The sequence below is a fragment of the Methanobrevibacter sp. genome (genome assembly GCF_045586545.1).
In the GTDB taxonomy this organism is placed as follows: domain Archaea; phylum Methanobacteriota; class Methanobacteria; order Methanobacteriales; family Methanobacteriaceae; genus Methanocatella.
Window position 1 is genome coordinate 1 of the sequence record NZ_JAZNAN010000119.1, and the last position, 9511, is coordinate 9511.

The 9511-nt window shown below is 33.3% G+C and carries 5 protein-coding genes; 3 read left to right on the top strand and 2 right to left on the bottom strand.

Translation table 11 applies throughout. The features are described 5' to 3' along the window. The coding region (locus tag ACKI3D_RS08895) for a C1 family peptidase (protein ID WP_407393823.1) at nt 1-3022 on the bottom strand (3022 nt) is incomplete at its 3' end. 130 nt (nt 3023-3152) lie between these two features. Continuing rightward, nucleotides 3153-3866, bottom strand: a complete 714-nt coding sequence (locus tag ACKI3D_RS08900; RefSeq protein ID WP_407393825.1) for a CPBP family intramembrane glutamic endopeptidase — start codon at nt 3864-3866, stop codon at nt 3153-3155. 415 nt (nt 3867-4281) lie between these two features. Here ACKI3D_RS08900 and ACKI3D_RS08905 point away from each other — a divergent pair, with 415 nt between their 5' ends. The 3 genes from ACKI3D_RS08905 to ACKI3D_RS08915 all read left to right on the top strand — a co-directional run bounded on the left by ACKI3D_RS08905 (nt 4282) and on the right by ACKI3D_RS08915 (nt 9240). Next, on the top strand, nt 4282-5673 hold the full coding sequence (locus tag ACKI3D_RS08905) for a carbon starvation protein A (protein WP_407393827.1): 1392 nt from the start codon (nt 4282-4284) through the stop codon (nt 5671-5673). A gap of 133 nt (nt 5674-5806) precedes the next feature. Further along, nucleotides 5807-7501 (top strand): ATP-grasp domain-containing protein, encoded by a 1695-nt coding sequence (locus ACKI3D_RS08910; RefSeq protein WP_407393828.1) that lies wholly within the window; start codon nt 5807-5809, stop codon nt 7499-7501. An 8-nt stretch (nt 7502-7509) separates the two neighbouring features. Further along, on the top strand, nt 7510-9240 hold the full coding sequence (locus ACKI3D_RS08915; RefSeq protein WP_292812255.1) for an MATE family efflux transporter: 1731 nt from the start codon (nt 7510-7512) through the stop codon (nt 9238-9240). Nucleotides 9241-9511: the final 271 nt, after the last annotated feature.

Genomic DNA, 9511 nt, shown 5'->3' on the forward strand with positions numbered 1-9511 from the left:
CTGTTTTAGCAGTTGTGGTCTTGCCGTTGATGACAAATATTACAGATTCGCCACTAACAGCAACTTTACCATCACTGGATACCACTTTTACTGTAAAGTATGAACCTCCTGCATAATCCACTGCAATATTTTTAGCAACGACTTTATGGTTCTGTGAATCTAATCTTACAGTAACTTTGTTTTCATAGGTTTGATTATTATAAAGAGTTGTTATTGTATAAGTGCCAGGACCATCACTTATTTCCAATCCGGCAATACCTTCATTATCTGTTGTTGCATTGACTGTCTTTCCATTAATGGCAAACCCAACAGGTGCACCGGTAACTGCATGACCATCATAAGTTACAACTTTAACACTGAAGAAAGATTTATTGCCATAGGCAACTGAAATATTGCTGTTTTCAGTGATTTTAGAATCATCAACAACTGTAAATGCTTTTATACAACACACGAATCCTTTTTCAGCTGCATCAGTCCAAGTGCCATTATAAAGGAATTCTGAGGAATTCTTTATGAAGTGCTGTCTTGAATATGCCAAACAAGGCAAGCAGTTAGATTTGATTTTAACAGTGAATTCATCCCCTTGTTTAATTGGAACATATGAATCTAATTTAATTGTATGATATCCTGCAAATGGAGAAAGGCCATTTTGCACATGCATCAATTTGTCATTGACATAAATTTCAACTGTGTAGTTACTGCCGGCATCCTTGAAATATGTTTCCACACCTGCAATCAAATCGTCTTCAATAGCTACAAAGTTGTTGCGGTATTCATTTAAATCATAAGTAATGAATGAACCCTGAAGATCATACTGGTAATTTTTGTTGTAATCAACATCATTTATGAATATGAATGCATATGCATCATTATTTTTCATGAATGTTGAGTCATAATAGGATATATAGAAATATCCTTCATCTCCAGCATCTTCTCCCCAGCTGTTTTTAAATAACCATGCACCATCGCCCGGAGGAGTTATCAAAAAGTTTTCTTTTGAATATGTGTCATCCCAACCGACTAAAACGACACCGTGGTTTACTTTCACGGATTCATCATCACAGTATTGTGCGCTTGTTTCTTCATTGAAATACGGTTCATCCTGTGCAGCGTAATATCTCACATATAAAGCACCATATTTTAAGACAGCTTCTTTCACATGGCCAATATCAGTTGCATTTGCACATGGCTTTATGCAGACAATATCCTGGAAATGAATGCTGGAATTCACACCGATTGCCGGTGAAATTTTTCCAAGTTCATCATAGACATCAAATACTGATGGGAATACTCCTAACCAACTCAATGCATAATTTGCACCAATATTAAAGCCTCCCCCTTCATGAACATTTGTGGATCCATATCTATTGTACCTGAATGAAACATCAGCCATGTTATTTTCAGAAATATCCATTTCAACATCTAAAAATCTTAATATTGAAGATTCCATAGCTCCAGAAATACCGAATGACCAGCATACTCCTGATGAACCTTGGTTTCTGACTGGTGTTACCCATCCCCAATCACGCAGGTCAAATTTTGAAGGGATTGACTCCACTTCTATGCTGTTGTTGAATATTGGCAATTTCAATGCAGGAGTAACTGAAATCAAATCATAAAATGTATTGTTTAAACTGATTGAATCATTGAAAGAGTATACATTGTTTTCTAAAATTTTCATATTTCCATCGAATGCTGAATATATGTCATCATAAGTTCCATTTAAATCCGAATTATTTTCAAACAGATTATCTTTAATGTCATAATCAGTATCATACATATATATTGCGCCTCCATCCTGTGCGCTGTTTTTGATAAATTCAGAATTTTTCAATGTAAAGGTGGATGCATCCGCAAATATTGCACCTCCAAAGCTTCCTCTTTTGTCATCATATACTGCAGAATTATTGTTGAATCTTGAATTTGAAACCGTCATGTTTGTCCAGGAGACATATATTGCCCCTCCATCAAAAACTGCAAGATTGTTTGTGAAGTTACAATTATCCACATCAAGAATACCTTCCAATTGTAAAATGGCTCCTCCGAATTGAGAATAACAGTCAACAAAATTGGAATCTGTTATTTCAACGGTCGGGGTTTCACCTGAAGTGTATGCATCGGTATAAATTGCCCCGCCATTTTTTTCGGAGCCGACATTGCTAAAATTACAATTTTTTATATATGCTCCCTCTATTTCTTTCAGTCCGATAGCACCAGCTGTGAGGTTGGCATGCAAATTGATAAAGGTGGTGTTTACAATCTCCAATCTTCCACTTCCCATAATTGCAGTAGTGTATTTAGAGGTGGTATTTGCAAATATTGAGTTGAAAACACCAGTAAATGATAGTCCTTCGGTTTTAATAAACCCCCATTTTAAATTTTTAGAACTTCTCATCAGGGAATTGTTGAAGATTAAATTAGACCTGTGTCCAAAGATTACTCCTTCTGAAGCTGTACAGTCAAGGAATTTATCATCATTACTGTTATAAGTTGACAGTACAGTTAAAATTATTCCATATTCAGCTGCACAGTTTTCAAAAGTCACATTATTTGTTGTTACTGTAGATTCAGAATTGATATATAAAACACTGCCTGAATAGGAGTTAGCGTTTTTGAAAACCAGATTATTTATGGTAATGTTGGTTCCGGAAATCTCGAATATTGCTGATAAATTATTTGCATCAATAACATGGTTGTTTCCGTCAATGACAAAATTATTTTTTACAAAACTGATTCGGGTAAAGTTATCAGTATTATTATCGAATTTATAATCATGAGTTATTTCTAAAATATCTGTAGAACTGTTTATATCATTTTCCAATTGAGTAAATGAATTTTCACTTAAATTATCATTTCCTGTCGGATTTTGATTATGTTCGCCTATGATATTCTCTTCCATGATTTCCAAATGTTCTCCATTATCTTCACTCAAATCATCATCTGAAATTGAGTCTGATGCGCAAACTGCACCTAAAGATATAAATAGAATTAAAATTAACGTTATATAAAAATGTTTTTTCATTTTACCTCCTCTTAAAAGATTTTTTTAATATTTTTCTTTAATTTTTCAATTTGGCGAATTTTATAAATTTTTGAGTAGATTTTGATATTGTTGTTATATTAAATGAATATTTTGAAAAATCTGAATTAATTTAAAACAGCAGTGTTGCTATACCGAAAATTACTGGTAGAATACCTATAAAATCCCAAATTAAATGCACCAAATAAGATATAGTGATATTCTTTGTTTTTACATAAATTAATGGAAATACAATAGAACCTATACCTATTGTCAATATTAAATCTGCAATATTGGATCCGTATGCTGATATATGTGCCAGTGAAAATATCAGCTGTGAAACAATAATTCCTACAATTATCGCACCTCTACGGCCAATATACTTATATGTAAAAATCATAGGCAGCACAATCCCTATGAATTTGAATAATTCTTCACCAACAAGTTGTATAATAGTGGATAGAATCGTAATTATTGGAGTGCCCACATATGGTTTATGTGACTGTGAAGGAATTCCAAATACTTTTGCAATTAAAGTGGCTATACCCATTACCAGGAAAACGCTTATCAAACCAATGATTATAATTTTTATATCATTTTTTTCAGGTTTTCTGAAAATCTCTGATAAGTTGCCCTCTAAAGAATACCATACTGCAATTAAAGGTATAAAACATGATAATATTGCTTTTAGAAGTTCCATGTCTCCAAATTCAATGAAAGGTATGCAGAATGTTAAACAAAGTCCGAGAAATAATGCAATTATTTTTGAGTAACTAAGTTTAGGATTTCCATTGTAAAACGGAATATCATGCTCCTTATCTTCAAATCTGAAATAATCATTTTTCATTATAACTTATTCTATTCATAATCATATATATATTTAAATTTAAGGAAGTATCACAACACAATTATATGAATCCGTGTTCTGTTTAATGTATGCATATGTTCCTATTTACTATATGCACTTTAAGACTTGAATCATTAATAATCCAATGAAAATATAAATATGTTGCATATGCCTAATATTATTACGCCAACAGTAAACATGAACTGGTTAAAAAGAACCAAAAATTGCATAATCCTGATCCACTTTTATTGATTGAGGATGTTAGAAATAGGATGTTGTAAAGGAGATTTCTGAGCCTAACTATATTGATTACCAATAGAAATTAATTTAGAATAAATTATATCATTTATGATTAATGAGTGTATATAATTTTCATGAAAACAATTAAATATGTTCAAATTAATAGTTTATAATAATGTACAGTTTTTTAATTTGTCTTGCAGTATTAATTGCATCATATTTCATTTATGGTAAAGTTTTAGAAAAAGTCGCAGGTATTGATGAAAACATGCAAACACCAGTTCATAGGTTTGAAGATGGTGTTGATTATATGCCAATGTCTCGAATTAAAGCATTTTTAGTTCAGTTTCTAAATATTGCCGGAACAGGACCAATATTTGGAGTGATTCAAGGTGCATTATTCGGTCCTGCAGCATTTCTATGGATTACACTGGGTACCATTTTCATTGGTGCAGTGCATGATTTCTTCTCAGGGTTCTTATCTTTACGGGATGACGGTTCCACCATGCCTCACATCATATCCAAATATTTGGGCACCACTGCGCAAAAATTCATTGCAGTCGTCACTGTCATAACAGGGATTTTTGTGGGGGCTGTGTTTTCAACAGGCTCTGCGGCCCTTCTCAGTAACTTGACAAGCATTCCATTATATATTTGGACAGCAGCAATATTTGGTTACTTCATTATTGCCACATTACTGCCAGTAGATAAGATTATCGGAAAAGTGTATCCTATCATGGGAGTGTTGTTCATGATAATGGTGGTTTTAATAACCGGAGCCGTAATATTAAATCCGGGATACACCATTCCTGAATTTACAACACAGGGTTTATACTTGTCTGACAATCCGATTTTCCCATTCCTGTTCGTTACAATTGCATGTGGTGCTATTTCCGGTTTTCACGCATCACAGTCACCTATTGTTGCAAGATGCATAAAAACTGAAAATGATTCAAGACCAGTATTTTTCGGTGCAATGGTTTTGGAGGGTATAACTGCTCTTTGTTGGGCAGCAGTCGCATTAGCATTTTTCCATGGCCAACCGCAACTTGGTGCAATATATGCCGCAGCACCTGCCGTTGCAGTTAATGAAATGGCTACAAAACTACTTGACCCTATTGGTGTGATTTTAATCATTATTGGTATTGTGGTCTGTCCAATTACAACTGGAGACACTGCACTTCGAAGTTCCAGAATTACATTAGCCGATGAATTGCACATCAATCAGGATAAATTCCTTTCAAGATTGAAACTGGCTCTCCCAATATTTGTACTGTCCTATGCATTGACTTTCATTGACTTTAACCTGGTGTGGAGATATGTTGCATGGGCTCAGTTAATAATAGCTGTCAGCGTACTTCTTTCAGCCACAGTTTATCTGATGAAAAAAGGAAAATTGTATATAATAACGCTACTTCCGGCTGTTCTCTGTATTTTAATTACTATAGGATATATTTTACAGGCCCCTGAAGGATTACAGTTGCCATCTATGATTGCAAATGCAATAGCTATTGTTGCAACGGCTATTATTACAGTAATATTCGTGAAAAAATACAGAAATATTTAAACCCTGAATTGAAGTTCAACCATTTAAATTAGAGATACTTGTACAGCTTCAAATTCAGCGATTTTCATGAAATATTAGGGAAACTTTAAAAATTAATAAAAATAAAATTTTTTAACATAAGGAAGTGTGTCAAATGAGAAATATTGTTGTAGTCGAATGTATATCTACAGGAACAAATTATATTCAAGACATCGTTGCAAGAAATTATAATCCAATCGTTTTGGAAATGGCTGAATCCGGTGATAATGAGGAAGCATTGCTTTATAAAAAAATAGTTCATGATAGTTATGAGCGAATCAAACATGATTTTGATTTAATTCATGAAAAAGATACTTATGAAGAAACATTGGCAATGGTTAAAGAATTGGATCCAGTTTTGGTGGTTCCTGGAAATGAGAAAGGAGTCATTCTTGCAACTAAGCTGGCTAACGATTTGAATTTATTATGTAATCCTATTGAAAACCTTGATGCATTCACTCTAAAAAATGAAATGCAAAACCGATTGGCTGAAAATAATCTACGGTCAATTAGGGGACGTGTTGTCAAGTCTGTGGAAGAAGCAGTTGACTATTATGACAGCGAAGGTTTAAAGGAAGTTGTTGTAAAACCGATATACGGTGCTGCTTCCGTTGGTGTGAATATTTGCCAAAACAGACAGGAAATGATTGATTCCATTTCAAAGGTATTTAATCAAAAGGGTTACTACGGCAATGAGTCCGCAGAACTCCTTATTCAAGAACGCATAAACGGTGATGAATATGTTGTAAATACCGTTTCCTGTGGAGGCGTTCATAGAGTCACTCTCATTTGGAAATATAACAAAATCAAGACTTCAGAAGGAGGCCACATCTATGATTCTTTTGAATCAATTAATGAATTGGATCTTGGTGAAGCGAAACTTGTCGAATATGCATATGACGTTGCCGACGCTTTAGGCATTCAATATGGTCCTGTTCATGGAGAATACATGATTGATGAAAAGGGTCCTGTCCTGATTGAAGTAAATTGCAGACCATGTGGGGCAAACATGGATGCAGATTTTTTAGACAGTTTTTCAGGCCAGCACGAAACTGACAGTTCTCTTGATTCTTATTTAAATCCAAAAAAATTCGATTATGAACTTAAAAAAGGATATAAGTTATTTGGCCATGCAGCATTAAAACTGTTCATAGTCCCAAATGATTTGATTGCAGAATCTTCACCGATGAATCATATCAGTAACAAACTTAAAAGCCATTATAAAACAGCTCTTGATCCAATTAATGAAACCCAACCTTTCTTAAAAACTCAGGACCTGGAAACAAGTTGCGGAACAGTTTTCTTATCTCACAGTGACGGATACCAGGTAAAAAAAGACCTTGATTTTTTACGAAGCATTGAAAAGTATGCATTCCAGTTGGTTTTAAGTGAAGGATTAGATAAGGAAACCGAGATTGACGAAGATGAAGCATTTAAGGACATCCACTATTTATTGGAGAATGCCCCTGTTTATGGAACAACCCTTTTTGTCACTGATTCAATTTTTGATGATGTTGATTTGCTTCAAGTCACTCCGGATAAGTTAGATGCATTAAATGGAGAGTTTGATTGTGTTGTGGTCAACCTGAATAAGAGCATTCTCGATAAAAAGGACGATTATATTGCAAACTTGTTTTTAAAAATATTCAACAAGGTTAGATTAAGCGGTCTGATTTTCATTCCAAAATCCACCTATGGATTGCTTCCAAATGGAAGAGTGGGTGCTGAAGCACTTGTCCGAGTTATGGATTTGAAAATAGAATTGCCTTTGCATAACTTGCCAAGAATGATAATTGCATCAAAAAGATAATGATTTGAATGACATATGAAAGGAATTTTAATTTATTAAACAGTAAGTTTAAGGAATTGTTCTTTCCAACATTGATGGCTTCAATTGCAGGCAATTTTGCAATTCTTGCAGATGCATTTTTCATTAGTCTGTTTATGGGGTCATCATATCTGTCAGTAGTCCAAAGTATTGAACCTCTGGCGGCTTTTGTAAATGTTGTTTATTGGCTTATCGGTTTGGGAGGAAGTATCCTGTGCACATGCGCTAAAGCCGAATTCGATGATGATAAGGCAAATGAGATATTCACGATTTCAATCATTTTGGTGGTGCTGATTTCAGTGTTGATTACCGTTTCAGGTGTTCTCTTTCCCGACTTCTATATGCAGGTATTATGCAAATCCCCTCAAATAAGACCTCTTGTCAGCCAATATTTCTTTTTGTATCTTATTGGAATACCGTTTACATGCTTCATGATTTGTTTTGCATATTTCATCAAAACAGATGGTTTTATTCAACTGCAGTTTAGGGCATTTTTAATGAACAATGGTGTAAATGTCATTTTTGACATTATATTGATGAAATTCTTAAATTTTGGCATTCAGGGTGCAGCACTGGCAACTACAATTGGTGCTGTAACATCTGCAATTTATATTCTCACATATTTCCTTGATTCAAAAGGGACATTAAAATTTATCAAGTTCAAATCTTCTCAATTAATCAGCAATCTGATTGATATTTCTAAAGCAGGATTTTCAGGCGCTTCAATTCCATTATACACAACCATTAAATTAGTATTCCTAAACGCATTAATAACTTCCATTTTAGGTGAGATGGGTCTTGCAGCCTTTAATATGTGTTATAATACACTATTTTTAGTTACCATATTTATTTTCGGAACTACACAATCGATCCTACCAATTGTGGCTCTTTATTTCAAAGAGGAAGACTACAATGGTGTTGAATATGTTGTTAAAAGATCATTGAAAATCGTTACAATTTTCGGAATATTCTTCACCGTGTTGTTTGCAGTATTTCCTCAGGCGATATTATTCTTATTTAATGTAAAAAATGCTTCTGACATTCCTTTGGTTTTGAATGCCGTTAGGATTTATTCTTTAAGTATTTTAGGTTATGCACTTAATTTCCTATACATTTTTTACACTCAATCAGTACAGTATAATAGGTTATCAAATGCAATAACTGTTCTTGAAGGGCTGATTCTTCCTATACTATTAGCAAATATCCTGGTCTATTTTTTAGGTGCAAATGGATTTTGGATTTCATTTTGCGTAAGCGAAGTTGTGACACTGCTATTCATATATTTATACTCAAGATATGCCAATAGAAAGTATAATGATGAATATGAAGGTTTCTTTTTGATAAAACAAAATGATAATGGAAAAATATTCGAGTACACAATTAATGGGAATATTAATGATGCAGTTAATCTATCTGCTGAAATTCAGGAGTTCTTGTCTGAAAACAAGTCTGCAACATTGGTTAGTATGGCTATTGAAGAAATGCTAACCAATATCATTAACATTAATGAAAATGTCGATACGATTGATATTATTGTTAGAGATAGCGATGAATACATATTGATTTCCATTAAAGACTCAGGCATTGACTTCAACCCTATAGTTGAGAATGATAATCTTGAATTTGACAATATCTCTGTTTTAAACAAAATAGCTTATAAAGTGGATTATTCAAGGATATTGGGTTTAAACAGTACTGTAATTACTATTAAAAATAATTAAAGTGCGACATTTTTAAAGCTGTTTGCTTTTACACATTGATGTATCGATTCATTGTGAATAGAATGTTACAGTTTTAATTTAAAAATTATATTTGAGACAATGAAAATATTTAATTAATATAACTTCTAGAAAAGTAGTGTAGAGAGAAAAGTGATACAACTATCTCATAAGTATTCATATAACAATCTAGTTTTAATATTAATAAACAGACCAACTTCGAAATCGAATCGTTTTTAAGTTAGTTAAAATTAAATGGAAAAATTAAGTTGTC

Bases quoted from the DNA above. Each gene is read 5' to 3' on its own strand.
- ACKI3D_RS08900 (WP_407393825.1), bottom strand. From the start codon at position 3,866: ATGAAAAATGATTATTTCAGATTTGAAGATAAGGAGCATGATATTCCG.
- ACKI3D_RS08905 (WP_407393827.1), top strand. From the start codon at position 4,282: ATGTACAGTTTTTTAATTTGTCTTGCAGTATTAATTGCATCATATTTC.
- ACKI3D_RS08910 (WP_407393828.1), top strand. From the start codon at position 5,807: ATGAGAAATATTGTTGTAGTCGAATGTATATCTACAGGAACAAATTAT.
- ACKI3D_RS08915 (WP_292812255.1), top strand. From the start codon at position 7,510: ATGACATATGAAAGGAATTTTAATTTATTAAACAGTAAGTTTAAGGAA.